Source organism: Mycobacterium sp. IDUB_17, assembly GCF_055419465.1.
On record NZ_JBVAXS010000002.1, the window covers coordinates 1113331 to 1137697 of the forward strand.

At 66.9% G+C, this 24367-nt stretch carries 32 protein-coding genes; 25 read left to right on the forward strand and 7 right to left on the reverse strand.

Translation table 11 applies throughout. The features are described 5' to 3' along the window. The first annotated feature begins 6 nt into the window (after positions 1 to 6). Entirely contained in the window at positions 7 to 1194 is a 1188-nt protein-coding gene (locus tag ACZYZ7_RS12610; protein ID WP_463741018.1) for an NAD(P)/FAD-dependent oxidoreductase, read from the forward strand. 60 nt (positions 1195 to 1254) lie between these two features. On the opposite strand, the gene ACZYZ7_RS12615 is transcribed toward ACZYZ7_RS12610, so the two are convergent. Then, on the reverse strand, positions 1255 to 2541 hold the full coding sequence (locus ACZYZ7_RS12615) for a VOC family protein (RefSeq protein WP_450071290.1): 1287 nt from the start codon (positions 2539 to 2541) through the stop codon (positions 1255 to 1257). Then, positions 2538 to 3053, reverse strand: a complete 516-nt coding sequence (locus tag ACZYZ7_RS12620; protein ID WP_450071289.1) for an RNA polymerase sigma factor — start codon at positions 3051 to 3053, stop codon at positions 2538 to 2540. The genes ACZYZ7_RS12615 and ACZYZ7_RS12620 overlap by 4 nt, the downstream gene beginning before the upstream one ends. 95 nt (positions 3054 to 3148) lie before the next feature. Between ACZYZ7_RS12620 and ACZYZ7_RS12625 the strand changes: the two genes are divergently transcribed. Continuing rightward, positions 3149 to 3892, forward strand: coding sequence for a phytanoyl-CoA dioxygenase family protein (locus ACZYZ7_RS12625; protein WP_135452867.1), 744 nt, complete (start codon positions 3149 to 3151; stop codon positions 3890 to 3892). Here the strand turns inward: ACZYZ7_RS12625 and mftR are convergent. Beyond that, positions 3878 to 4483 carry a mycofactocin system transcriptional regulator gene (mftR, locus tag ACZYZ7_RS12630; RefSeq protein WP_450071288.1) on the reverse strand — a complete coding sequence of 202 codons (606 nt, stop codon included), beginning with the start codon at positions 4481 to 4483 and terminating at the stop codon, positions 3878 to 3880. The two genes, ACZYZ7_RS12625 and mftR, sit on opposite strands and share 15 nt — an antisense overlap. A 93-nt stretch (positions 4484 to 4576) precedes the next feature. Between mftR and mftA the strand changes: the two genes are divergently transcribed. The 8 genes from mftA to ACZYZ7_RS12670 all read left to right on the forward strand — a co-directional run bounded on the left by mftA (position 4577) and on the right by ACZYZ7_RS12670 (position 11798). Continuing rightward, positions 4577 to 4672: a mycofactocin precursor MftA gene (gene mftA / locus ACZYZ7_RS12635; protein ID WP_019344466.1), complete on the forward strand. Its 96-nt coding sequence runs from the start codon at positions 4577 to 4579 to the stop codon at positions 4670 to 4672. A gap of 23 nt (positions 4673 to 4695) precedes the next feature. Then, complete coding sequence (gene mftB / locus ACZYZ7_RS12640) at positions 4696 to 4989, forward strand: mycofactocin biosynthesis chaperone MftB (protein ID WP_019344465.1); 294 nt, start codon at positions 4696 to 4698, stop codon at positions 4987 to 4989. After that, entirely contained in the window at positions 4986 to 6176 is a 1191-nt protein-coding gene (gene mftC, locus ACZYZ7_RS12645; protein WP_135452869.1) for a mycofactocin radical SAM maturase, read from the forward strand. The genes mftB and mftC overlap by 4 nt, the downstream gene beginning before the upstream one ends. Positions 6177 to 6179: 3 nt before the next feature. Beyond that, positions 6180 to 7370, forward strand: a complete 1191-nt coding sequence (mftD, locus tag ACZYZ7_RS12650; RefSeq protein ID WP_135452870.1) for a pre-mycofactocin synthase MftD — start codon at positions 6180 to 6182, stop codon at positions 7368 to 7370. Positions 7371 to 7503: 133 nt separating this feature from the next. Further along, positions 7504 to 8247, forward strand: coding sequence for a mycofactocin biosynthesis peptidyl-dipeptidase MftE (gene mftE / locus ACZYZ7_RS12655; protein WP_450071287.1), 744 nt, complete (start codon positions 7504 to 7506; stop codon positions 8245 to 8247). Then, positions 8244 to 9656 carry a mycofactocin biosynthesis glycosyltransferase MftF gene (gene mftF, locus ACZYZ7_RS12660; protein WP_450071286.1) on the forward strand — a complete coding sequence of 471 codons (1413 nt, stop codon included), beginning with the start codon at positions 8244 to 8246 and terminating at the stop codon, positions 9654 to 9656. The genes mftE and mftF overlap by 4 nt, the downstream gene beginning before the upstream one ends. A 33-nt stretch (positions 9657 to 9689) precedes the next feature. Beyond that, on the forward strand, positions 9690 to 11105 hold the full coding sequence (gene mftG / locus ACZYZ7_RS12665; RefSeq protein WP_450071285.1) for a mycofactocin dehydrogenase MftG: 1416 nt from the start codon (positions 9690 to 9692) through the stop codon (positions 11103 to 11105). Between the two features lie 60 nt (positions 11106 to 11165). After that, on the forward strand, positions 11166 to 11798 hold the full coding sequence (locus tag ACZYZ7_RS12670) for a TetR/AcrR family transcriptional regulator (RefSeq protein ID WP_135452874.1): 633 nt from the start codon (positions 11166 to 11168) through the stop codon (positions 11796 to 11798). Here ACZYZ7_RS12670 and ACZYZ7_RS12675 read toward each other — a convergent pair. Further along, positions 11783 to 13033, reverse strand: a complete 1251-nt coding sequence (locus ACZYZ7_RS12675; RefSeq protein WP_450071284.1) for a cytochrome P450 — start codon at positions 13031 to 13033, stop codon at positions 11783 to 11785. The two genes, ACZYZ7_RS12670 and ACZYZ7_RS12675, sit on opposite strands and share 16 nt — an antisense overlap. 108 nt (positions 13034 to 13141) lie before the next feature. Here ACZYZ7_RS12675 and ACZYZ7_RS12680 point away from each other — a divergent pair, with 108 nt between their 5' ends. Beyond that, positions 13142 to 14743, forward strand: coding sequence for a carboxylesterase/lipase family protein (locus tag ACZYZ7_RS12680; RefSeq protein ID WP_450071283.1), 1602 nt, complete (start codon positions 13142 to 13144; stop codon positions 14741 to 14743). A gap of 5 nt (positions 14744 to 14748) precedes the next feature. After that, positions 14749 to 15102 (forward strand): nuclear transport factor 2 family protein, encoded by a 354-nt coding sequence (locus tag ACZYZ7_RS12685; protein ID WP_135452877.1) that lies wholly within the window; start codon positions 14749 to 14751, stop codon positions 15100 to 15102. Here ACZYZ7_RS12685 and ACZYZ7_RS12690 read toward each other — a convergent pair. Beyond that, positions 15099 to 15572 (reverse strand): hotdog fold domain-containing protein, encoded by a 474-nt coding sequence (locus ACZYZ7_RS12690; RefSeq protein ID WP_167857742.1) that lies wholly within the window; start codon positions 15570 to 15572, stop codon positions 15099 to 15101. The genes ACZYZ7_RS12685 and ACZYZ7_RS12690 overlap by 4 nt on opposite strands. A gap of 520 nt (positions 15573 to 16092) precedes the next feature. Between ACZYZ7_RS12690 and rpsJ the strand changes: the two genes are divergently transcribed. The 13 genes from rpsJ to ACZYZ7_RS12755 all read left to right on the forward strand — a co-directional run bounded on the left by rpsJ (position 16093) and on the right by ACZYZ7_RS12755 (position 22156). Beyond that, entirely contained in the window at positions 16093 to 16398 is a 306-nt protein-coding gene (rpsJ, locus tag ACZYZ7_RS12695; protein ID WP_003925843.1) for a 30S ribosomal protein S10, read from the forward strand. Between the two features lie 14 nt (positions 16399 to 16412). Continuing rightward, complete coding sequence (rplC, locus tag ACZYZ7_RS12700) at positions 16413 to 17063, forward strand: 50S ribosomal protein L3 (RefSeq protein WP_044516127.1); 651 nt, start codon at positions 16413 to 16415, stop codon at positions 17061 to 17063. Further along, entirely contained in the window at positions 17063 to 17710 is a 648-nt protein-coding gene (rplD, locus tag ACZYZ7_RS12705) for a 50S ribosomal protein L4 (RefSeq protein WP_135452878.1), read from the forward strand. Before rplC ends, rplD begins: the two co-directional genes overlap by 1 nt. Then, positions 17710 to 18012 (forward strand): 50S ribosomal protein L23, encoded by a 303-nt coding sequence (rplW, locus tag ACZYZ7_RS12710; RefSeq protein WP_064885135.1) that lies wholly within the window; start codon positions 17710 to 17712, stop codon positions 18010 to 18012. The genes rplD and rplW overlap by 1 nt, the downstream gene beginning before the upstream one ends. A gap of 28 nt (positions 18013 to 18040) precedes the next feature. Beyond that, positions 18041 to 18877, forward strand: coding sequence for a 50S ribosomal protein L2 (rplB, locus tag ACZYZ7_RS12715; RefSeq protein WP_044516133.1), 837 nt, complete (start codon positions 18041 to 18043; stop codon positions 18875 to 18877). A gap of 21 nt (positions 18878 to 18898) precedes the next feature. Continuing rightward, complete coding sequence (rpsS, locus tag ACZYZ7_RS12720) at positions 18899 to 19180, forward strand: 30S ribosomal protein S19 (RefSeq protein ID WP_003883480.1); 282 nt, start codon at positions 18899 to 18901, stop codon at positions 19178 to 19180. After that, the gene (gene rplV, locus ACZYZ7_RS12725) at positions 19177 to 19641 is read left to right on the forward strand and encodes a 50S ribosomal protein L22 (protein ID WP_135452879.1); all 465 of its coding nucleotides are present in this window, start codon (positions 19177 to 19179) and stop codon (positions 19639 to 19641) included. Before rpsS ends, rplV begins: the two co-directional genes overlap by 4 nt. Further along, positions 19641 to 20474, forward strand: coding sequence for a 30S ribosomal protein S3 (gene rpsC / locus ACZYZ7_RS12730; RefSeq protein ID WP_135452880.1), 834 nt, complete (start codon positions 19641 to 19643; stop codon positions 20472 to 20474). Before rplV ends, rpsC begins: the two co-directional genes overlap by 1 nt. Before the next feature lie 2 nt (positions 20475 to 20476). Next, entirely contained in the window at positions 20477 to 20893 is a 417-nt protein-coding gene (gene rplP, locus ACZYZ7_RS12735) for a 50S ribosomal protein L16 (protein WP_036441254.1), read from the forward strand. Then, positions 20893 to 21126 carry a 50S ribosomal protein L29 gene (rpmC, locus tag ACZYZ7_RS12740; protein WP_090424620.1) on the forward strand — a complete coding sequence of 78 codons (234 nt, stop codon included), beginning with the start codon at positions 20893 to 20895 and terminating at the stop codon, positions 21124 to 21126. Before rplP ends, rpmC begins: the two co-directional genes overlap by 1 nt. Further along, positions 21126 to 21422 carry a 30S ribosomal protein S17 gene (gene rpsQ, locus ACZYZ7_RS12745; RefSeq protein WP_044516145.1) on the forward strand — a complete coding sequence of 99 codons (297 nt, stop codon included), beginning with the start codon at positions 21126 to 21128 and terminating at the stop codon, positions 21420 to 21422. Before rpmC ends, rpsQ begins: the two co-directional genes overlap by 1 nt. A gap of 101 nt (positions 21423 to 21523) precedes the next feature. Next, a complete protein-coding gene (locus ACZYZ7_RS12750) occupies positions 21524 to 21625 on the forward strand; it encodes a LuxR C-terminal-related transcriptional regulator (protein ID WP_463741019.1) in 102 nt (33 codons plus the stop codon). Positions 21626 to 21634: 9 nt separating this feature from the next. Beyond that, complete coding sequence (locus ACZYZ7_RS12755) at positions 21635 to 22156, forward strand: NUDIX domain-containing protein (protein ID WP_463741020.1); 522 nt, start codon at positions 21635 to 21637, stop codon at positions 22154 to 22156. Here the strand turns inward: ACZYZ7_RS12755 and ACZYZ7_RS12760 are convergent. Together ACZYZ7_RS12760 and ACZYZ7_RS12765 are read right to left on the reverse strand one after the other, a co-directional pair. Then, a complete protein-coding gene (locus ACZYZ7_RS12760; RefSeq protein WP_463741021.1) occupies positions 22153 to 23658 on the reverse strand; it encodes an ArnT family glycosyltransferase in 1506 nt (501 codons plus the stop codon). The two genes, ACZYZ7_RS12755 and ACZYZ7_RS12760, sit on opposite strands and share 4 nt — an antisense overlap. Beyond that, positions 23655 to 24287 (reverse strand): TetR/AcrR family transcriptional regulator, encoded by a 633-nt coding sequence (locus tag ACZYZ7_RS12765; RefSeq protein WP_450071269.1) that lies wholly within the window; start codon positions 24285 to 24287, stop codon positions 23655 to 23657. Before ACZYZ7_RS12765 ends, ACZYZ7_RS12760 begins: the two co-directional genes overlap by 4 nt. Between the last annotated feature and the right edge of the window lie 80 nt (positions 24288 to 24367).

The following is a 24367-nucleotide window of genomic DNA, read 5'->3' on the forward strand; positions in this document are numbered from 1 at the left end:
CCCCACGTGACTACTTCTACGGGTTCAGCGGCGGGCATCGTCATCGTCGGCGGCGGCTTGGCTGCGGCCCGGACGGCCGAACAGCTGCGCCGGTCGGAGTACGCCGGGCCGATCACGATCGTCAGCGACGAGGACCATCTGCCCTACGATCGGCCGCCGCTTTCCAAGGAAGTCCTGCGTGCCGAGACCGACGACGTCACGCTCAAGCCGGCCGAGTTCTACGCCGAGAACGACATCACGCTGCGGCTCGGCTCGGCCGCGCAGTCGGTGGACACCGCCGCCAAGACGTTGAAGCTCGCCGACGGCAGCGACGTGGCCTACGACGAGCTCGTGATCGCCACCGGACTGGTGCCCAGGCGCATCCGGTCCTTCGGCGATCTGGCCGGCATCCACGTGCTGCGGTCCTACGACGAGAGCATGGCCTTGCGCGAGCACGCCCGGAAGGCCCAACGTGCCGTGGTGGTCGGAGCCGGCTTCATCGGCTGCGAGGTGGCCGCGAGCCTGCGCAAGTTGGGTGTCGAGGTGGCTCTGGTGGAGCCGCAGCCGACACCGCTGGCTTCGGTGCTGGGCGAGCAGATCGGTGCGTTGGTGACCCGGCTGCACCAGGCCGAAGGCGTCGACGTGCGCTGCGGCGTCGGGGTGTCCGAGGTGCGCGGCGCGGACAAGGTCGAGCAGGTGGTACTCGGCGATGGCACCGAGCTCGACGCCGATCTGGTGGTGGTCGGCATCGGATCGCACCCGGCGGTCGAGTGGCTGGAGGGCAGCGGGATCGAACTCGACAACGGCGTGGTCTGCGACGAGGTCGGCCGGTCCAGTGCCGCGGGCGTGTGGGCCATCGGCGATGTCGCGTCGTGGCGTGATCACGTGGGTGACCAAGCGCGCGTTGAGCATTGGAGCAACGTCGCCGATCAGGCGCGGGCGATGGTGCCGGCGATCCTGGGCCAGGAGGCCTCGCCCGTCGTGTCGGTGCCCTACTTCTGGAGCGATCAGTACGACGTCAAGATCCAGTGCCTGGGCGAGCCCGAGGCTGACGATGTCGTGCACGTGGTCGAGGACGACGGCCGCAAGTTCCTGGCCTTCTACGAGCGCGACGGTGTCGTGGTCGGTGTGGTCGGCGGCGGCATGCCCGGCAAGGTGATGAAGGCCCGCGGCAAGATCGCCGCAGGCGCCCCCATCTCCGACGTCCTGGGCTGACTTTCTCCGATTTGTGGAGTTTCAGCCGCGCTGGGTGCGGCCAGAACTCCACAAACCGCTCTAGAACTGGCCGAGGTAGAAGCGGCCGCCCTGGTCGTCGGTGCACTCGGCCATCAGTCCGTAGGGCTGTCGTGACGGCTGTTGCAACACCGTGCCGCCGGCCTCGACGACGCGGCTGACCGCGGCATCGATATCGGCGACGGTCCACATCGGCACGGTCACGGCCCGTGCCGCGCCGCCGGCCATGCCGGACATCGGCTGGCTGCCCTGCATCCCCCAGCCGTCGTCGACCCGGCCGGATTCGAAGGTCCAGAAGAACAGCCGGCTGTAGAACGCCTTGAACGCCGTCGAGTCGGCTACTTCGTAGGTGATGTACGAAAGCTCGCCCGGCCCAGCACCATTGAGCTTGGGGCGGGGGATGACGGAGGTCGGCTGGAACACCGCGAAGGCGGTTCCGGCCGGGTCGGTGGCGTCCAGCACGGTGCCGAAGTCGAACTCGTGGGTCTCCCCGGGTTGGCCGCCGCCTGCCAGGATGGCCTGGCGGGCCCCGTCCAGATCGGTCACGGCGTATGCGCAGAACAGGGTGGACGGGCCGTCGGCGTTGAAGATGCCGATGTGCTGTTCGGTGTTGGTGACCTGCCGGGTGGCCGGGTCAAAGGTCCAGCCCAGCACGTGGCCGTAGAACCGGGCGGCACGCGCGATGTCGGGTGCCCAGACCGAGACGTAGCCGACGTCGCCGTGCTGGATGGGGGTGACGGCTCCGGTCGCCGCCCCGGTCAGCATCCAGCGGTGGCCGGACGGGTCGATGATCGCCGCATTGCGGGTGCCGTAGCTCTCGTAGGGCTCACGCTGTACGAGTGCCCCCAGGTTCCTGGCCCGCTCCAGGGTGGCATCGGTGTCGCGCACCTGGAGCATCAGGCTGACCGAATTGGCCTGTGGTGCAGGTGCCTTCAGGCCCAACTCTGGGTACTCGTCGGCCAGGTACAGCACCCCGCCGCCCAGCTCGAGTTCGGCGTGGCCGATGCGTCCGTCGTCCATGACCACCGGTTCGCCGATCTGTACGGCCCCGAGGGCTTCGATGTACCAGGCGATGGCAGCGCGGGCGTCGGGTACGGCCAGATAGGGGATCGCCGCCGCGGCGGGCCGCGGGGGAGCCGGGGTGACCGGGGGCTCATTCAGTTCGGCGATGGCAGTGTCGGTTCCGCTCATGTCAACTCCTTCGGCGTGGGTGGGCAGGGTGAGGGCCGATTCCAGCCGCGCGCGCAGCCGGGCGGCGAACGCCGGATCGGGGGAGACCGGGTGGTCATTGCCGTTCAGCACCGTCAGCGGATCGTGGTTGTTGATCACGACGTCCCTCCCTCCGGTGTCGGGTACTGCGACCTGAAGGCGCGGCGGGCCCGCACCAGCAGGGCCTCGGTGGCGTGCACCGTGCGGCCGATCAGCTCGGCGCATTCACCCACCGTGCAGTCGTCGAGGTAGCGCAGGACGAGGACGGTGCGGTGATGTTCGGGTAACCGGGCCAAAACCGATTCGGCGACAATGCGATCCAACTCGGCATCCCAGTCGTCCACCGGGTCCACCGGTTCGGGCAGCTCCGCCACCGGCACGGTGAACCGATCGTGCCGCCGACGGTAGTGATCGGCGAGTTTATGCCTGGCCACCCCGATCAACCAGGGCACCGAGATGGGCGGCGGCGACGGTCTGCGGGCCGCGTCCATGGCGGCCAGGAACGTCTCCGACGTCAGGTCTTCGGCGGTTCCGCGGTCACCGCAGCGTCGTACGAAGTAGCCGTACACCACTGGCAGGGCCTCGTCGTAGCACCTCAGCAGTACCCGCGGAGCGTCAGTTTCGGCGCTCACACCCTTATCGTCGCCGCCGGGGACCGAACTCCGACGGGGTTGTGCGAAGAAACTTTCGGCGGAAAATCATTGGCCGCGGCCGGGCGGAGTGCGTCATGGTGGTCGGCGTGGTGAACATCGACGTATTCCAGCGGGACGGGTTCGTCAAGATCGCGCAGGCCGTCCCGGCCGAAATCGCCGATGCGGCCAGGGATCTGCTCTGGCGGCAGATCGGGCTGTCCCCAGATGAACCGGCGTCGTGGAAGAACCCCGTGGTGTGGGCGGCCGATCTCACCGGCGCGGGCCCGTTCCGGCAGGTGGTGAGTAGCGCCCCGCTCGCCGATGCCCTGGACCGGATCTGCGGAACCGGGGGTTGGCTACCGCGCGGTGCCCTGGGCAACATCCCGGTCCGGTTTCCGGTCGATCCGCCCGCGGAGGACCGGGGGTGGCACGTCGACGCCAACACCCCGCTGCCGGGAGGCGAATGGGCGGTCAGTGGTCGCCCGAGCACGCTGTTGGTGCTGACGCTGCTGTCCGAGGTGGGGCCCGACGATGCGCCGACGCGCATCCGGGTCGGTTCACATCGCGACGTCGCCCGGGCGCTGGGGCCGGAGCCGATCGACTTCATCGAAGCCGGCGCGCTGGTGGACGAGGTGAGCCGGACCCGTCCGGTTGCCCATGCCACGGGCCGGCCCGGTGACATGTATGTCGTCCATCCGTTCACGGCACATGCCGCCGACATACATCGCGGCAGCACACCACGTTTCATGTCGCAGGCGCCCGTCATGCTCACCGGGAAACTCGGTCCGGCCGGTCCGGCGGCACTGGCCTGCGTGTGGGACGAGCTACCGCGGGGCTAGGGCCTCCAGTCCTGGCCGCGTCACCTCGAAGGCGTCGGCGATGGCATCTGCCAGGGCGACCGACTCATCGGCGAGCCAGTGCTCGTACGCCGACAGTGCGACGCCCAACATGAGCCAGCCCACGGTCTGCGGCATCAGATCGCGGGGTGCCGCGCCGATCCGCTGTGCCACGTAGGCCGCGATGACCTCACGCCAGCCGGCGTACATGGTCATCGAATATGCCTGCAGTCCAGCGGTTTCCAGGATCACTCGCATGCGCCGTCGGTGTTGGGCCATCTCCTGGTCGTCGTAGGTATTGAACGACAGCAGGGCTTCCCGCAGCGCCTCGGCCAGCGAGATCTCGGTGCTCAGGGAGTCGAGCAGCTCACGCAGATGTTGCAGGTGGGCGTCGAAGTCTCCCCAGGGGATGGCGTTCTTGGAGGCGTAGTAGCGGAACAGTGTGCGCCGCGCGATCCCGGCGGCCTTGGCCACGTCGTCGACACTCACCTCGTCGAAGCCTCGGCTGGCGAACAGGGCCAGCGCGACGTCGGTGATGTGATCCTGCGTGGTGGACGGGCGCCGACCGACGCGGGGCCCGGATGCCTGCCGCATGAAACCCGCCCTTCCATTTGTGCACTCGATGCCATATTCTTGCGACTCAGGTCACAATTGTCGAGACCCACAGTTGCAGGAAAGGTGCGATTCATGGATCAGAACCCGCAGGTTGAAACCGAAACCCAGCTCGTCACCGAGACGCTCGTCGAAGAGGTCTCGATCGACGGTATGTGCGGGGTCTACTGACGGTGTCCGCAGAGGTTGCCGATATGGCTGGGCGCACTGGCGTCGTATTCGACCCTGATGTCAGCTGGCGGTTGCACCACCAGGTGGCGGTGCGGCCGGAGCCGTTCGGTGCCCTGCTGTATCACTTCGGAACCCGCAAGCTGTCGTTTCTGAAGAACCGGACGGTCGTCGAGGTGGTCAACTCTCTGGCTGATCACCCCGACGCCCGGTCCGCGTGCCGCGCGGCCGGTATCGCAGACTCCGACCAAGGCCCCTACCTGCACGCGTTGAGTGTGCTGGTGTCCTCGAAGATGCTCATCCCCGGGAATTCACAATGACTTCTGTTGCACCTGTGCCAAGGCTCGTCGAGCAGTTCGAGCACGGACTCGACGCCCCGATCTGCCTGACCTGGGAGCTCACCTACGCCTGTAACCTGGCGTGCGTGCACTGCCTGTCCTCCTCGGGCAAGCGGGATCCGCGCGAGCTGTCCACCGAGCAGTGCAAGGACATCATCGACGAGCTGGAACGCATGCAGGTGTTCTACGTGAACATCGGCGGTGGCGAACCCACTGTGCGCCCGGACTTTTGGGAACTGGTCGACTACGCGACCGAGCACCATGTCGGGGTCAAGTTCTCCACCAACGGTGTGCGCATCACGCCCGAGGTCGCCGCGAAGCTCGCTGCCAGTGACTACGTCGACGTGCAGATCTCCCTGGACGGCGCCAACGCCGAGGTCAACGACGCCGTGCGCGGCAAGGGCTCGTTCGACATGGCCGTGCGCGCGCTGGAAAACCTTGCTGCCGCAGGCTTTTCCGATGCCAAGATCTCAGTTGTGGTGACCCGTCACAACGTCGACCAGCTTGATGAGTTCAAGGCGCTGGCCGACCGGTACGGCGCCACGCTGCGGATCACCCGGCTGCGCCCGTCGGGCCGCGGTGCCGATGTCTGGGACGAGTTGCACCCGACCCCGGACCAGCAGCGTCAGCTGTACAACTGGCTCGTCGCCCACGGTGAGCGGGTGCTGACCGGTGACTCGTTCTTCCATCTGTCGGGCCTGGGCGAGCCCGGCGCGCTGGCCGGTCTGAACCTGTGCGGTGCCGGCCGGGTGGTGTGCCTGATCGACCCGGTGGGCGATGTCTACGCCTGCCCGTTCGCCATCCACGACAAGTTCCTGGCCGGAAACATCCTGGAAGACACCGGTTTTGGGGCTGGCTTCCAGAACGTCTGGCAGAACTCCCCGTTGTTCCGCGAGCTGCGCGAGCCCCAGTCGGCCGGCGCCTGCAGCGGTTGCGGGCACTACGACGCCTGCCGTGGTGGCTGCATGGCAGCCAAGTTCTTCACCGGTCTGCCGATGGACGGACCGGATCCCGAGTGCGTCGAAGGCTGGGGCGAGCCCGCCCTGGCGCAGGAGCGCATCAAACCCAAGCCCAGCGGTGACCACTCCCGCGGTACCAAGCAGGGGCCGGTGGCACTCAAGTTGCTGACCAAGCCCCCCGCCCGAATCTGTAACGAAAGTCCGGTGTAATCCATGGCCCGTGATACCTGGTTCGAAACCGTCGCCATCGCCCAGCAGCGGGCCAAGAAGCGGCTGCCCAAGTCTGCCTACTCGTCGCTGATCTCTGCCAGCGAGAAGGGCGTGACGGTCACCGACAACGTCGAGTCGTTCGCCGAACTCGGCTTCGCGCCGCACGTGGTGGGTGCCACCGAGAAGCGCGAGATGGCGACAACCGTTATGGGTCAAGACATTTCGATGCCGGTCATCATCTCGCCGACCGGTGTGCAGGCGGTTGATCCCGACGGTGAGGTGGCGGTGGCCCGCGCGGCTGCGGCACGCGGAACCGCCATGGGGCTGTCGTCGTTCGCCAGCAAGCCGATGGAGGAAGTCACCGCCGTCAACGACAAGATCTTCTTCCAGATCTACTGGCTCGGGTCCCGCGACGAGATTGCCGAGCGTGTGCAGCGCGCCAAGGACGCGGGTGCCGTCGGGCTCATCGCCACGACCGACTGGAGCTTCAGCCACGGCCGGGACTGGGGTAGCCCGAAGATCCCGGAGCGGATGGACCTGCGCACGATGCTGCGGATGTCCCCGGAGGTGCTCACCAAGCCGCGCTGGCTGTGGAGCTTCGGCAAGCATCTGCGTCCGCCTGACCTGCGTGTGCCCAACCAGGGCCGGCGTGGCGAGCCGGGGCCGACGTTCTTCGAGGCTTACGGGCAGTGGATGGGCACCCCGCCCCCGACTTGGGAGGACATCGCCTGGCTGCGTGAGCAGTGGGGCGGTCCTTTCCTACTCAAGGGCATGGTGCGCGTCGATGACGCCAAACGTGCCGTGGATGCGGGTGTTTCGGCGATCACGGTCTCCAACCACGGCGGCAACAACCTGGACGGGACCCCCGCGGCGATCCGCTGCCTGCCGGCCATCGCCGACGCGGTCGGGGATCAGGTCGAGGTTTTGCTGGACGGCGGGATCCGCCGCGGCAGCGACGTCGTCAAGGCCGTGGCGCTGGGCGCCCGGGCCGTCATGATCGGACGTGCCTACCTGTGGGGCCTGGCCGCCAACGGCCAGGCGGGTGTCGAGAACGTGTTGGACATCCTCAGCGGTGGCATCGACTCCGCGCTGCGCGGGCTGGGCAAGTCTTCGATCCACGACCTGACGCCGGATGACATCCTGGTTCCGGAGGGCTTCACCCGGGCGCTCGGCGTTCCGCGCGCCGACGCCTGACGGTTGCTCCCGGCGCCCCGCGGTGTGGCGTGACAGGGGTGGCAGGAGAGACGTACGTGATGCTCACGGCCCGTGTCGGGAAAGCTAAGGCAAATCAATTGCTGCCCGTGCTCCAACAATTGGCGCACAGTAGGTGAATTCGGCCTACGATCGGCACGTGGCTTTCCCCAGCGGGCTCGGGAACTCAACGTCGAGACAGCTACGCAGCGTGTCGCCAATGTTGATCATCCCGGTGGGCTCTACCGAGCAACATGGTCCGCACCTGCCCCTGGACACCGACACGCGTATCGCTGCGGCCGTCGCCCACGGGGTTCTCGAGCAACTCGACGGCGGCCCGGACGGTGACTGGATGGTCGCGCCGCCCGTCCACTACGGCGCCAGTGGCGAGCACGAGGGGTTCCCCGGCACGGTGTCGATCGGCACCGCCGCTTTGCGGTCGTTGCTGGTGGAGTACGGACGCTCCGCGTCGAGCTGGGCGTCGAAACTCGTCTTCGTCAATGGTCACGGGGGGAATGTCGAGGCGCTGGCCGGAGCGGTCGCCCTGTTGCGCCAGGAGGGCCGCGACGTTGGCTGGGTTCCATGCATCGCCGCGGGTGCCGACGCACACGCGGGGCATACCGAAACATCTGTATTGCTACATATTTCGCCCGGCGATGTCTGGACCGACGACCTGACTGCGGGGAACACCGCCCCATTGGCCGAGCTGATGCCTGCGATGCGCAGTGGCGGGATCGCAGCGGTCAGCGAAGTCGGAGTGCTCGGTGACCCGACAACCGCCACGGCCGCCGAGGGGGAGCGTATCTTTGCTGAAATGGTCAACGGCTCCGCCCGCCGGATGAAGCGATGGCAGCCGGACCGGAACGGATTGCTGACATGACCGGACCGAGGCTGCCCGACGGTTTTGCCGTCCAGGTGGATCGCCGTGTCAAGGTGCTCGGGGCCGGCGCGGCGCTGCTCGGCGGGTCACCGACCCGGTTGCTGCGGTTGGCGCCGACGGCGCAGACCATGCTCAACGGTGGCCGCCTGGAAGTGCATGATGCGCAGAGCGCACAACTGGCACGGACTTTGCTCGACGCCACGGTCGCCCATCCTCGTCCGCCCAGCGGGCCGTCGCACCGCGACGTGACGGTCGTTATCCCGGTGCGCGACAACGTATCCGGTCTGCACCGATTGATCGCAGCGCTGCGGGGCCTGCGGGTGATCGTGGTCGACGACGGATCGGCGGTTCCCGTCGCGCAATCGGAGTTCGCCGGGATGCACTGCGATGTGCAGGTGCTCCGGCACCTCCGCAGCAACGGTCCGGCGGCCGCGCGCAACACCGGCATGGCCGCGTCCGAGACCGATTTCGTGGCGTTCCTGGATTCCGATGTGGTGCCGCGGCGCGGGTGGCTGGAGGCATTGCTCGGACACTTCTGCGACCCGGCGGTGGCGCTGGTTGCGCCCCGCATCGTCGGACTGCACACGGCCGACAATGTGGTGGCGCGGTACGAGGCCGTTCGTTCGTCGTTGGATCTCGGAGTGCGTGAGGCACCGGTGGTGCCCTACGGCCCGGTGTCGTACGTGCCGAGTGCGGCCATCATCTGCCGGCGGTCGGCGCTGGCCGCGGTGGGTGGGTTCGACGAGACCATGCAGTCCGGTGAGGATGTCGATCTCTGCTGGCGGCTGGTCGAGTCCGGGGCCCGGCTACGGTACGAGCCGATCGCGCTGGTGGCGCACGACCACCGGACCGATTTACGAGAGTGGTTCAACCGCAAGGCTTTCTACGGCACTTCGGCGGCGCCGTTGAGTGTCCGGCACCCGGGCAAGACCGCCCCTGTGGTGATCTCCGGGTGGACGTTGATGGTGTGGCTGTTCCTGGCCATGGGGTCGTACGTCGGATACCTGGGCTCCGTGGTGATCGCGATCTTCACCGGCCGGCGCATCGCACGCTCCCTCAGTACCGTCGACACCGAGCCCACCGAGGTTGCCGCGGTGACCGCGCGCGGGTTGTGGTCGGCGGCTCTGCAGCTGTGTTCGGCGATCTGCCGGCACTACTGGCCGGTGGCCCTGATCGCCGCCCTGTTTTTCCGGCGAGCCAGACACGCGGTGCTGGTGGCCGCGGTACTCGACGGCGTGGTCGACTGGGCGAGCCGGCGCGGCAACGCCGACGACGACACCAAACCGGTGGGCCTGCTGGCCCATATTCTGCTGAAGCGTCTGGACGACCTGGCCTATGGGATCGGCTTGTGGACCGGGGTGGTGCGGGAACGCCAGCTGGGCGCGCTCAAGCCGCAGCTGCGGAGCTAAAGCCAGTTGCAACTGCCATCTTGTCCTCCTCGCGTGCGGGACGTCCTGATCGTCGGCGCCGGAAGCGCCGGATCAATTCTGGCTGAACGGCTTTCCAGCGATCCCGGCTGCAACGTCACCGTCGTCGAGGCTGGTCCGGGGCCCAGTGACCCGCGGGTGGAGGCGCAGATCACCGACGGTCTGCGGCTGCCGATCGGGACGGCCAGCTCGGTGGTGCGCCACTACGCGTCGGTGCTGACGGAGAACCCGCCGAGGCACACCGAGATCATCCGCGGGTCGGTCGTGGGTGGTTCCGGGGCGGTCAACGGCGGCTACTTCTGCCGGGGGTTGCCCACAGACTTCGACACCTGGGCGGTACCGGGCTGGGGTTGGCGGGATGTGCTACCCCATTTCCGCGCCATCGAGTCGGATCTGGATTTCGACACCGCACTCCATGGTGGCAGCGGCCCGATCACGGTTCGGCGGGTGCGCGAATTCGACGGTTGCACAGCGTCATTCGTCGACGCCGCCACCAGATCCGGGTTCGGTTGGATCGAGGACCTGAACGGCTCGGATGCCGGCGCGGCGCTGCCCGCCGGGGTCGGGGCGGTTCCGTTGAACATCAACGGCGGGACCAGGGTTGGGCCGGGCGGTGCGTACCTGAAACCGGCGCTGGAGCGACCCAACCTCGAGATGCACACCGACACCCGGGTTCATCAGGTGTTGTTCCGCGCGAACCGGGCCGTCGGGGTCCGGTGCGATGACGGTGCGGTTCTCCGCGCTGACCGAATCGTGCTGTGTTCTGGTGCAATTGGGTCAGCGCACCTGTTGCTGCTGTCCGGTGTCGGGCCACCGTCCGATCTCGAGGCCCTCGATGTCGAGGTGGTGGCCGGCCTGCCGGTGGGCATGCGCACCGTCGACCATCCGGAATGGGTACTCCCGGTCTCCTGGGTGGCCACGCATGATCTGCCCCCGTTGGAGGCCGTGCTCACCACGGCCGACGGTATCGAGGTTCGCCCGTACACGGCCGGTTTCGCCGCCATGGTGCACGGGCCCGGACATGATCCCGCCGAACTCCCGCACCTGGGTGTGGCCCTGATGCGACCACACTCGCGCGGTCGGGTCCGGTTGGCGTCGGCCGATCCGACGGTGGCGCCGGTCATCCAGCACCGCTACGACACGGTGGCAGAGGATGTCGACGCACTCCGCCGGGGTGCCGATCTGGCCCGTGAATTGATAAGTCACACAGCGAAAGTCGGTGATGCGTCGTGGTCGACATCGCAGCATCTGGCCGGGACCGCGCCCATGGGAACCGGGCCCGACGCGGTACTCGATCCGACCTGCCGGGTGCTGGGAGTCGAGGGCCTATGGGTCGTGGACGGGTCGATCATGCCGGCCATCACCAGTCGCGGCCCGCACGCGACCATTGCCATGATCGGTCATCGGGCCGCGGAGTTCCTCGCGATCTGAGTTGGGACCGTTAGCCTCGTGGCGGAACGGTAGGCGTGTTTGGTGGAGGTGGGACGGCGAATGACTGCCGAAAACGGTGACCCGCGCCCGGCCCGGTCCCGGGCCCGGCTGCTGGAGGCGGCGACCGCGCTGTTGCGATCAGGCGGGCCCAGCGCGGTCACCGTCGACGCGGTCACCAGGGCGGCGAACGTGGCCAGGGCGACGTTGTATCGGCACTTTCCGAGCGGAAATGACCTGCTGGCAGCGGCATTTCGAGCACTCATCCCGGCCGCGCCGATGCCGCCGGAGGATGGCTCGCTGCGTGACCGTCTGATCGGGCTGGTCCAGGCGCAGGCTGACTCGATCGCCGAGGCGCCGATCAGTATCACCGCCATGTCATGGCTGGCGCTGGGCGGCGACATCGAGCAACCGCCCCCGCGGACGGGCGACAGCGCCGAGGTGCGGACCCTGCGCGATCGGGTGGCCGAGCACTACGCGGCGCCGTTCGAGGCGATCTTCGACAGCCCCGAAGCCATGGCCGAACTCGGCGAGGTGGATCGCACGCAGGCTGCCGCACTGCTGCTCGGCCCGATCGTGTTGGGCAAGCTCACCACGTTTTCGGACTTCGACCACACCACGTGCGTGCGGGCCGCGGTGGACGGCTTTCTGGCCACCCACCGCCGGTCCACGGCGTCGCCTCAACGCAACGAGTAGCGAACCGGCAGGTGCTTGAGTCCGCCGACGAACGTGGTCGCGGAAAGCTGTGGCGTTCCGGCCAATTCGATGGAGTCGAGCCGTCTCAACAGCTCGGTGAACAAGCTGTTCATCTCCATCCGGGCCAGAGCCGCGCCGAGACAGAAGTGCACGCCGTATCCGAATGCCAAGTGCTTGTTCGGATCCCGCCCGACGTCGAAGCGGTGCGGGGCGTCGAACACTTCCTCGTCACGGTTGCCGGAAACATAGGCCAGGTACACGGAGTCGCCCTTGGCGATCGGCACGCCGCGCACGGTGGTGTCGGCCGTGGCGGTACGCATGAACTCCTTGACCGGGGTGGACCACCGGATCATCTCCTCGACCGCCGTGCCCATCAGCTCGGGCTGTGCCTTCAGTCTGGCCAGCTGGTCCGGATTCTCGATGAGCGCATGCAATCCGCCGGAGATGGCGTCCTTGGTGGTGTCGTGGCCTGCGCTGGCGACGATGACGTAGTAAGACGCGGTATCGACATCGGACAGCGGCTCCTCGTCGATCGTGCCGTTGGCGATGGCCGAGGCCAGATCCTCGGTCGGGTTGGCGCGACGCGACGCGGTCAGCGACGAGAAGTAGGCGAAGAAATCCAGCAGAACCGCCAGGCCGTCCTCCAGGGACTTGCCGCGCTGGTACTCCTCGTCGTCGCCGCCGAACATCTCCTGGGTCAGCATGTGCATGCGAGCGAAGTCGTCCTCGGGCAGCCCGAGCAGCGACATGATCACGTAGAGCGGGAAGTCGACGGCGATCGCGGTGACGAAATCGCATTCGGGTCCGATGTCGCGCATCTTGTCGACATAGCGTTTGGCGAGCTCGTCGACGCGGACCTTGAGGTCACGCATTGCCTTGGGGCGGAACCAATCTGCACCGATCGCCCGAACCTTGCGGTGGTGCGGATCGTCCATGTGGATCAGCGTGCGCAGGCCCATGCCGGCCTCGAGCTGTTGCTTGGCGAGGTCGTCGGCCGCCGCGGTGGCCAGCAATGGCCGTGGCTCGCTGATGAACAGGTCGTTGTCCCGCTCGACGGCCATGATGTCGGCGTGTCTGGTGATCGCCCAGAAGGGACGGTAGGGCGCGTTGTCCACCCAGGCCACCGGATTGTTCGCGCGCAGATGGGTCAGCGCGGTGTGCAGGCGCGCGTCGTCGGCATAAGCCGTCGGGTCGGCGAGCACCTTCGCGGCGTCGTCCATCGTCGGCGCGCTCATACAGACTCCTCACGTGACCGGTACTTGACGGGTGTCAACTGCCACCATATGTGGTCGCCGCCACGTAAGGGAGAGGATTTTTCCGATCGGGCCCGTACGCTCACTGCCATGCGGTCAGGGCGGTGCGCCGTCGCGTTGCTGGCAATGCTGGCGATGCTGGTTGCAGGCTGTGTGCGCGGTGGCGGGCAGGCGGTGACGCCCGGCCATCCACAGGGCCACGCTCAGGGGTCGGACCCGGCGCTGGTCCAGACCGCGGCCGGAACCTTGCGCGGCGCAGTGGTATCCGACCATCGGTTGTTCGCCGGGATTCCGTACGCCGCCGCGCCGGTGGGTGCGATGCGGTTCGCCGCGCCGGCTCCCGCGCCGGGATGGCCGGGGGAGCGCGACGCCACCCGCCCCGGCCCGCGGTGCATCCAGGACCCCGATTCAGATCCCGAACGCGGCGCCAACACGGCCGAGGACTGCCTGAGCCTGAACGTCTGGACACCGCCGGTCTCGGATGAGTTGCGCCCCGTCATGGTGTGGATCCACGGCGGCGCGTTCGCCGGCGGCAGCAGTGGCATCTACGACGCGGGACGGCTGGCCGCGCGCGGCGACATCGTCGTGGTCACGGTCAACTACCGGCTCGGCACCCTGGGCTTCCTCGCGCACCCGGCCCTGGGGGCCGGTGGGGACGTCGGAAACTACGGTCTGGCCGACCAGCAGGCGGCGCTGCGGTGGGTGCGGGACAACATCGCCGACTTCGGCGGCGATCCGGAAAAGGTCACTGTCGCCGGTGAATCCGCGGGCGGCATGTCAGTGTGTGATCATCTGGTGTCGCCGGGCTCGGCGGGGTTGTTCCGCGCCGCGATACTGATGAGCGCCCCGTGTCAGGCACAGACCGATCTCCCCGCAGCGACCCGCCGGTCGCTCGATTACGCGGCCGCCGCCGGATGTCCTGACCCCGCGACCGCTGGTACCTGCCTGCGGGCACTTCCCGTGGATGGTCTGCGAAAACCGGTGTGGTACTTCAATATCGGCAGTGACGAGCTGACCGGTCCGGTCACCGGATCGGCATTGATCCCCCAAGCCCCGTTGGCGGCGTTCGGATCAGGTGGGGCCGAAGCGGTGCCGGTGTTGATCGGCACCACCCGTGATGAGTTCACGCTCTTCGTGGCGTTGCGCTATCTGCGGGAGGGGCAGCGCTACACCACCGAGGATTACCCGCGGCTACTGTCCGAGACCTTCGGCGCCGATGCCGCGGCCGTCGGGGTGCATTACCCGATTGATCGCTATGGCGGTGTGGCGCAGGCATATTCGGCGGCCGTTACCGACGGTGCGTTTGCCTGTGTGTCGGACCGGATGGCCGGTGAGCTGTCCCGTACCGGTCCGGTCTACGCCTACGAGTTCAACGACCGCTCCGCGCCGGCGCCGGAGGTCATGCGGACGCTGCCCTTCCCGGTCGGGGCCAGTCACTCACTGGAGCTTCGCTATCTGTTCGACGTCGGCGGGGCGCCCCCGTTGAACCCGGCGCAGCAACAGCTCTCGGACCAGATGATCGACTACTGGAGCGCCTTCGTGCGCACCGGTGATCCCGCGGTCGACGGCCAGCCGGGCTGGCCGGAGTTCGACGGCTCACGAATGTCGTTGCAGGCCGATGGCAGTCGCGTCGACAATGGCTATGCGCACGTTCATCAATGCCCGTTCTGGGCGGGGCTGAGGGAGAAGTGAACTCGATGGCGACACCGGATCCGCAGGCCTTCGCCGAAGAGTGGGTGAGTGCGTGGAACGCGCACGACGTCGAGGCGGTGCTGGCCCATTTCCACGACGACGTGGTGTTCAGTTCACCGGTCGCCGCGCGCGTGCTGCCCGAGACCGGTGGCGTGGTGCGGGGCAAGGACGCATTACGTCATTACTGGACGACGGCGCTGGCCGGCATGCCGGATCTGCAGTTCGAGGTGCTCGGCACCTATCGCGGCGAGTCGGCGCTGGTGATCCACTACCGCAATCAGCGGGGCGGGCTGGTCAATGAGGTGCTGCTGTTCGACGGCGCCCTGGTGCGCGAAGGGCACGGCACCTACCTGGACTAGGCCGGAGTGACCCAGGTGGTGATGTCGGCGTGCACCACTTCCACGCCGTTGCGGTCGGTGATGCTGACGGGCACCACGACGTCGGTGCCCTCGGTGATCGCGCCGAAATCCGGCGGTGCGAGCTCTGCGGTGGCACGCAACGAGGTGGTCGCCTTCGCGAGGTACTGCACGTTCATCGCCTTGGGGATCCAGCGGTGCGTCGTCGGCACGGTGGCCTCCATCAACATGCCCATCGCCATCTCGGCGGCATTGCATGACGCGATGGCGTGCACGGTGTGCAGGTGGTTGTAGACGTAGAACCATTTGGGCACCGTCACCTCGGCCAGCCCCGGTTCCATGCGCACCACGTGCGGCAGGATCGACGCGAAGTAGGGCACCCGGGCCATGGCCGCGGCGGAGAACGCCCAGCTGCCGCCGGGTAGCGCTGACAACTTCTTCCATGCTCTGTAGGTCGGGCTGGGCTGCGTCATGTGCCAAACCTTACTCAAGAGTAAGTTCGGTGCGGAGGGTTGGGCTCGCGCCGCCCGTAACGTGGTGGCCGCCGCGGGCGACTTTTTCCGCCATGGCGTTACGTACGCGATCACGGTCGCCGGAGCGCAGGAATACTGCCTGGAAATCCGGAAGCCGGACGCCGTTTTTCCCCGTTGCGTCGACCGGCCCCGACCTGCTCGATCGCGGATTTGGAGCACGCCCGGATCTAAGGCATACTGTTCGGGTTGCCTTGCGCCGGGTATTCCTGGCCGGGCATCCGACCCGCGCCCCCACGGGCGCATCCGGTCCCAACACTAGATCGCGACTGATTTCCAGGGCGAGAAAGTGTGCGAGAAGGCGACACGCCCGACCGCGGGGGCCGGTGGACCACAGACAGGTAAACAGCGGCGGCAATACTCGGCGCACCCGCGCCGGGGACCAGGCCCGACGGGTTTCGGTGGGTTTCCCATCGAGGCTTCGATACGGCCGGCCGATGTACGAAGTAGAGGTAGGAGAAGCGTGGCGGGACAGAAGATCCGCATCAGGCTCAAGGCCTACGACCATGAGGCCATTGATGCCTCGGCGCGCAAGATCGTCGAGACGGTCACCCGTACCGGTGCCAGCGTGGTGGGCCCCGTGCCGTTGCCGACCGAGAAGAACATTTACTGCGTCATCCGGTCGCCGCATAAGTACAAGGACTCGCGGGAGCATTTCGAAATGCGCACCCACAAGCGACTGATCGACATCCTCGACCCGACGCCGAAGACGGTTGACGCGCTCATGCGCATCGACCTGCCGGCCAGTGTCGACGTCAACATCCAGTAGGAGACCCGAGAAAAATGGCTAGAAAAGGCATTTTGGGCACCAAGCTGGGCATGACGCAGGTGTTCGACGAGAACAACAAAGTCGTCCCGGTGACGGTCGTCAAGGCCGGCCCCAACGTGGTGACCCTTATCCGTACCCCCGAGCGCGACGGCTACAGCGCCGTGCAGCTCGCCTATGGCGAGATCAGCCCGCGCAAGGTCAACAAGCCCGTCACCGGCCAGTACGCCGCCGCGGGTGTCAACCCGCGCCGCCACCTGGCTGAGCTTCGGGTCGACGAGGCTGCCGCCGCCGAGTACGAGGTGGGCCAGGAGCTGACCGCCGAGATCTTCGCCGACGGTGCTTACGTCGACGTGACCGGCACCAGCAAGGGCAAGGGCTTCGCCGGCACCATGAAGCGTCACGGCTTCGCCGGCCAGGGCGCCTCGCACGGCGCCCAGGCAGTGCACCGCCGCCCCGGCTCCATCGGTGGCTGCGCCACCCCGGGCCGCGTGTTCAAGGGCACCCGGATGTCGGGCCGCATGGGCCACGATCGGGTGACCACGCAGAACCTCAAGGTTCACAAGGTCGATGCCGAGAACGGCGTGCTGTTGATCAAGGGCGCCATCCCCGGACGCAACGGTGGTCTGGTGGTTGTCCGCAGCGCAATCAAGCGAGGCGAGAAGTAATGACTCTCAAAATTGATGTGAAGACGCCGGCAGGCAAGAAGGACGGCTCCATCGAGCTGCCCGCCGCGCTGTTCGACGTCGAGCCCAACATCGCTCTGATGCACCAGGTGGTCAACGCTCAGTTGGCGGCCAAGCGTCAGGGCACGCATGCGACGAAGACCCGCGCCATGGTCTCCGGTGGCGGCAAGAAGCCGTACCGGCAGAAGGGCACCGGTCGGGCGCGTCAGGGCTCGACCCGTGCACCGCAGTTCACCGGTGGTGGCGTCGTCCACGGCCCGCAGCCGCGCGACTACAGCCAGCGGACCCCGAAGAAGATGATCGCCGCCGCCCTGCGCGGTGCGCTCTCGGACCGGGCCCGCAACGAGCGGATCCACGCGATCACCGAGCTGGTCGAGGGTCAGACCCCCTCTACCAAGAGCGCCAAGGCGTTCCTGGGCTCGCTGACCGAGAACAAGAAGGTTCTCATCATCATCGGCCGCACCGATGAGGTCGGGCTCAAGAGCGTCCGCAACCTGCCTGGTGTGCATGTGATCTCGCCGGATCAGCTCAACACCTACGACGTGCTCAATGCCGACGACCTGGTGTTCAGCGTCGAGGCGCTGAACGCGTACATCTCGGCGAATACCAAAGAGGAGGTGTCGGCCTGATGGCTACCGTGACCGACCCCCGCGACATCATCCTGGCCCCGGTCATCTCGGAGAAGTCGTACGGGCTGATCGAGGACAACGTGTACACGTTCGTCGTGCACCCGGATTCGAACAAGACGCAGATCAAGATCGCTATCGAGAAGATCTTCGACGTCAAGGTGAGTTCGGTGAACACCGCCAACCGGCAGGGCAAGCGCAAGCGCACCCGTTCGGGCTTCGGTAAGCGCAAGGACACCAAGCGTGCCATCGTCACCCTGGCCGCCGGCAGCAAGCCGATCGAACTGTTCGGAGCCCCGGCGTAACGCCGGGAACTAAGAGGATTTAACTGATATGGGAATTCGCAAGTACAAGCCGACGACCCCGGGTCGTCGCGGTTCGAGCGTCTCCGATTTCGCCGAGATCACTCGCTCGACTCCGGAGAAGTCGCTCATCCGTCCGCTGCATGGCACCGGTGGGCGTAACGCGCACGGCCGCATCACCACCCGTCACAAGGGTGGCGGCCACAAGCGCGCATACCGCCTCATCGACTTCCGTCGCCACGACAAGGACGGCGTCAACGCCAAGGTCGCTCACATCGAGTACGACCCGAACCGCACCGCGAACATCGCGCTGCTGCACTACCTGGACGGCGAGAAGCGCTACATCATCGCGCCGCAGGGTCTGAAGCAGGGCGACGTCATCGAGCAGGGGCCTAACGCCGACATCAAACCCGGCAACAACCTGCCGCTGCGCAACATCCCCGCCGGCACCGTGATCCACGCTGTGGAGCTGCGGCCCGGTGGCGGTGCCAAGCTGGCCCGTTCGGCCGGCGTGAGCATCCAGCTGCTGGGTAAGGAAGGCACCTACGCCTCGCTGCGTATGCCGTCCGGTGAGATCCGTCGCGTCGACGTGCGCTGCCGCGCCACCGTCGGCGAGGTGGGCAATGCCGAGCAGGCCAACATCAACTGGGGTAAGGCCGGCCGTATGCGGTGGAAGGGCAAGCGCCCGACCGTCCGTGGTGTCGTGATGAACCCGGTTGACCACCCGCATGGTGGTGGTGAAGGCAAGACCTCCGGTGGCCGCCACCCGGTCAGCCCGTGGGGTAAGCCTGAGGGCCGCACCCGCAAGCCCAACAAGCCGAGCGACAAGCTCATCGTCCGTCGCCGGCGCACCGGCAAGAAGCGCTAGGCCGCGGAAGGAGTAGCAGCGATGCCTCGTAGTCTTAAAAAGGGTCCGTTCGTCGACGACCATCTTCTCAAGAAGGTCGACGTTCAGAACGAGAAGAACACAAAACAGGTCATCAAGACCTGGTCGCGTCGGTCGACCATCCTCCCCGACTTCATCGGGCACACGTTTGCGGTGCATGACGGCCGCAAGCATGTCCCGGTGTTCGTCACCGAGGCGATGGTCGGGCACAAGCTCGGCGAATTCGCCCCGACGCGAACCTTCAAGGGTCACATCAAGGACGACCGGAAGAGCAAGCGGCGATGAGTACCACAGTCATTGAATACCCGTCAGCGCAGGCGAAGGCGCGCTTCGTGCGCGTCTCCGCCAGCAAGGCCCGCCGGGTCATCGATCTGGTCCGCGGCAAGAGTGTCGAGGAAGCCCTCGACATCCTGCGGTGGGCGCCGCAGGGTGCCAGCGAGACGGTCGCCAAGGTGATCGCGAGCGCTGCCGCCAACGCGCAGAACAACGAGGGCCTGGACCCGACGACGCTGGTGGTTGCGACCATCCACGCCGATGAGGGTCCGACCGCCAAGCGCATCCGTCCGCGTGCCCAGGGGCGTGCGTTCCGGATCCGCAAGCGCACCAGCCACATCACGGTGATCGTTGAGAGCCGTCCGCCCAAGCAAAAGGGTGCGGCCGCCGCATCCGCGCGCAGCCGTCGTGCGCAGGGCAGCAAGGCTGCTGCTGCGAAGGGCACGGCCGAGACGAAGGGAGGCTCGGAGTAGTGGGCCAGAAGATCAACCCCCACGGCTTCCGGCTCGGTATCACCACCGAGTGGAAGTCCCGTTGGTACGCCGACAAGCAGTACAAGGACTACGTCAAGGAAGACGTTGCCATCCGCAAGCTGCTGGCCACCGGCCTGGAGCGGGCCGGCATCGCCGACGTGGAGATCGAACGCACCCGGGACCGGGTCCGCGTTGACATCCACACCGCGCGTCCCGGCATCGTCATCGGTCGCCGCGGCACCGAGGCCGACCGCATCCGCGCCGACCTGGAGAAGCTGACCGGCAAGCAGGTTCAGCTGAACATCCTCGAGGTGAAGAACCCTGAGTCGACGGCGCAGCTCGTCGCCCAGGGTGTCGCCGAGCAGCTGAGCAACCGCGTGGCGTTCCGCCGCGCGATGCGCAAGGCGATCCAGTCGGCCATGCGTCAGCCCAACGTCAAGGGCATCCGGGTGCAGTGCTCGGGCCGCCTCGGCGGTGCTGAGATGAGCCGCTCGGAGTTCTACCGCGAGGGTCGGGTCCCGCTGCACACGCTGCGTGCGGACATCGACTACGGCCTCTACGAGGCCAAGACCACCTTCGGCCGCATCGGTGTGAAGGTCTGGATTTACAAGGGCGACATCGTCGGTGGTAAGCGTGAGCTCACCGCCGCCGCGCCGGCCAGTGACCGGCCGCGTCGTGAGCGTCCGTCGGGCACCCGGCCGCGTCGTAGCGGTGCGTCGGGCACCACGGCGACGAGCACCGAGGCCGGCCGCGCCGCGACCGGAGACGATGCACCGGCCGCAACCGAGGCCGCGGCAGCTTCGGCGCCCGCAGCTGAGAGCACGGAGAACTAATCATGCTGATTCCCCGCAAGGTAAAGCACCGTAAGCAGCACCACCCACGGCAGCGTGGCATCGCCAGCGGCGGCACGTCGGTGAGCTTCGGTGACTACGGCATCCAGGCCCTCGGTCACGCCTACATCACCAACCGGCAGATCGAGTCCGCTCGTATCGCCATCAACCGGCACATCAAGCGTGGCGGCAAGGTGTGGATCAACATCTTCCCGGACCGCCCGCTGACCAAGAAGCCCGCCGAGACCCGCATGGGTTCCGGTAAGGGTTCGCCGGAGTGGTGGATCGCCAACGTCAAGCCCGGACGCATTTTGTTCGAGATCAGCTACCCGGATGAGAAGATCGCCAAGGAAGCTCTGACTCGCGCAATCCACAAGTTGCCGATCAAGGCACGCATCGTGAGTCGAGAGGAGCAGTTCTGATGGCAGTGGGAACTACGCCTGGTGAACTGCGCGAACTGTCCGACACCGAGTTGAAGGACAAGCTGCGCGAGTCGAAGGAAGAGCTGTTCAACCTGCGCTTCCAGATGGCGACCGGTCAGCTGGCGAACAACCGTCGGCTGCGCATTGTGCGCCAGGAGATCGCACGGGTCTACACCGTGCTGCGTGAACGTGAGTTGGGTCTGGCTTCCGGACCCGTTGGTGAGGATTCGTAATGGCAGATACCAAGGGCCCCAAGCACACGCCGGCCACCGAGACGCCGCGCGGCCGTCGCAAGACCGCCATCGGCTACGTGGTCAGCGACAAGATGCAGAAGACCATCGTGGTCGAGCTGGAAGATCGTAAGAGCCACCCGCTCTACGGCAAGATCATCCGGACCACCAAGAAGGTCAAGGCGCACGACGAGAACGGCGACGCCGGTATCGGCGACCGCGTCTCGCTGATGGAGACCCGGCCCCTGTCGGCCTCCAAGCGGTGGCGCCTGGTCGAGGTTCTCGAAAAGGCGAAGTAGCGAAGGCTCCTTCTCCGCGCGAGCAGACTGAAAAGTGCCCCAAACCTTCGGGTTTGGGGCACTTTTGCGTATCGGGCTAGCCGGTTGGCCGCGCCGACAAGATGTTCATCTCGGTGAACACGCTCAAGACTCACCAGCGGTCGATCTATCGCGCGCTCGGCGCGGTCAACCGCCGTGCGGCTATCAGGAAGGCCGGCCGGTAACGTGACGGCGTGACCGATGAACTCGTCGCGGAGTACGACGCCGACGGCAATGTAGTTGGCGCGGCGCCACGTTCACGTGTCTACGCCGAGGGCCTGTGGCACGCCAGCGCCGGAGTGCTGGTGCGTTCTCTGGACGGGACGCGCATCTACGTTCACCGGCGCACCATGACCAAGGCGGTGTTCGCCGGCATGCACGACTGTCTGGCCGGCGGCGTCGTCGACCCGGGGGAGACGCCCGCGCAGGCCGCAACCCGGGAACTGGCCGAGGAACTCGGCGTCAGCGGCCCACCTCTGACGGCGCTGGCTTCCGTGGCTTGGGATGGGCGGTGGGCCGGAAAACCCATGCGCTGTCACTTGTTTGCCTACGAGGTGCGCTGGGACGGCCCGATCCGCCACCAGCCCGAGGAGATCGCCGACGGCTGGTGGTGGACCGAAGAGCAGCTCGCAACGCATCTGGCCGACCCGGACTGGCCGTTCGTACCCGATACGCGGGTGCTGATCCCGCACCTGCTGCGCGGGCCTGGGATTTAGAGTCGCCGCAGCGACGGCCAGGCCTGCGACCAGGCTTCGCGCGGTCCGGTGCATTTCCAGATCGTCACATCGCGGGTGATCCCGGGATAGCCCAGACGCGCATCGACCGTGTCCAGCGGCTGTACGTCGGTGCACAGGCCGCGGACCGTGTCGTGCTTCTGGTCGACGTACAACACCGTGGTCGCCGAGTCCGGCGGAGTGCCGAAGTACCACCAGCCGCGGCTCGGGCTGAACACTGCCGGAAGGTCGTCCTTTCCGTATATGTCCAGTGCGCTTGCCTGCCAAGATGATTCGGCGATGACCACAGCGTTGATGCGCTCCTGCGGGGTGAGGGTCCGGTAGGCCGCCACCGTAGCTTGGGCAAGTTCGGGCCAGCCGAACTTGCCGTAGAACAACACCGCCAGCGCATCGTCGGCCGACGCGGGTGCGATATCGCGTTCTGACTCCCAGGGCAGGGCCCAGCCTGCCAAGGCCGTGGACAGGGCGATGACCATCGCGACGGCGGCTCGCATCCAGCGAACCAGCGGTCTGCGAGTCAGCCACACCGCGCCCGCCGCCATGACCAACCCGTACAACCCGGCGACGTAGTACGGCCGGCCACCGAGGGCGATGAACACCGCGAACACCATCACTGTCGCGACGCCGAGGAAACGGTATTCACGGAGCCGGTCGGTACACAACAACGCCCACGTGCCGCACAGCAGCAATACACCGCCCCATATCCCGGCGATGAACAATGCCAACGGCAGGAATGTCAACCGGCCGCCGACGAAACTATTCTCGGCGGCGATCACCGCACCCATCTCGAGTTGCGGCCAACCGTTTCGTGCTTGCCAGACCAGCATTGGTACGACGGTCGCCAGGACGCCCGCAGCACTGATCCACAATGCCTTGCGGGTCAGAAGGTCTCGTGGTCCGGCGAGCAGTGCGCCGATACCGACGCAGATCCAAAGGAACGGGATGAGCCATTTGATCTGGAGGTCGATCGCGGTGGCAACCGCCGCCCACACCAGCAGGGTGTCGTGGCGGGTTCGCACCCAGCGCACCAGCAGCCAGGTGATCAGCACCCACAGTGGGATGTCGATGGCGTTGGTGGACAGCTGGCCGCCCTGCACCAAGAGAAAAGGCGAGGTCGCGTAACCGGCAGCGGTCAGCAGCTGTGCGCCGCGCTCGCCGCCCAACTCGCGGGCGATCAGTGCGCTGAGAACGATCGCTGCCGCGGTGGCGATCACCGCGGGGAGTCGCAGGGCGAACAGCGAACCGGGCGCCAGAGTGTTCATGAGGTGGGCGATCAGCGGCAGCAGTGGACCTTGATCGGCGTAGCCTGCCGCTAGCCGCCGTCCTGCTGACACGAAGTACAGCTCGTCGCCGAAATACCCGTAGCGACCGAGGAAGACCAGCAGGGCGATCGACCCGGCGGCGGCGATGGCGGCGACCCCGGCAGTCGCGAACGGTGCTCTCTGCGAGTCGAGTTGATCCGGGGTCAGTGCGGTGGCCGTCATCGCGCACCGGACGTGGTCGTGGCCAGGTCGAAAAGTCGGGTCAGCGCGGAAATGTATGCGCGTACATCGAAGTCGGGCTCGCGTACGGCCCGGCCGGCGATGCCATCGATGCTGTCGCGGATGAGCTTGGCCGTGATGGTCGGGTCGAACTCGCCGAATTCGCCAAGGAGTTGGCCCTCCTCGAGGAGCGCGACCAACGGGGCGATGATCTCGCCCTCCCCGGTGGTGCTGACGAATTTCAGCGCCCCGTCGTCACCGCGCAGATTCAGCACGACTTCGGACATTGCGGCCACAAATGCCTTGTTCGCATCGATGAAGGCGAGGTTGGATTCGATATAGGCGCGCAGGCGATTCCGTGAGCCCTGCGCTGCCTCGATGAGCGGCGACATGTACTCCGCGCCGGACACGAACAGCTGGATGACGACCTGTGTCATGAGATCGTCCTTGCCTGCGAAGTGGTAGGAGATGACACCTTTGGAAATGCCCGCGCGCTTCGCGATCCTGGCCAGCGATGTGACGGCGTAACCGCTTTCGGCGAGCACCTCGACGGCGGCGGCGATGATCTGCCGCCGCCTGGCCTCCTCGATGAACGACCCGCGTTGGCCGTCCGAACTATTTTCTGGCCGCATGGTCAGAAAATAGCACGACCGGCCAGTGCGCAGGCCTGGCGCGGGTATGCGGGCGCTTACGTCAACACCCTTGAGGTAGT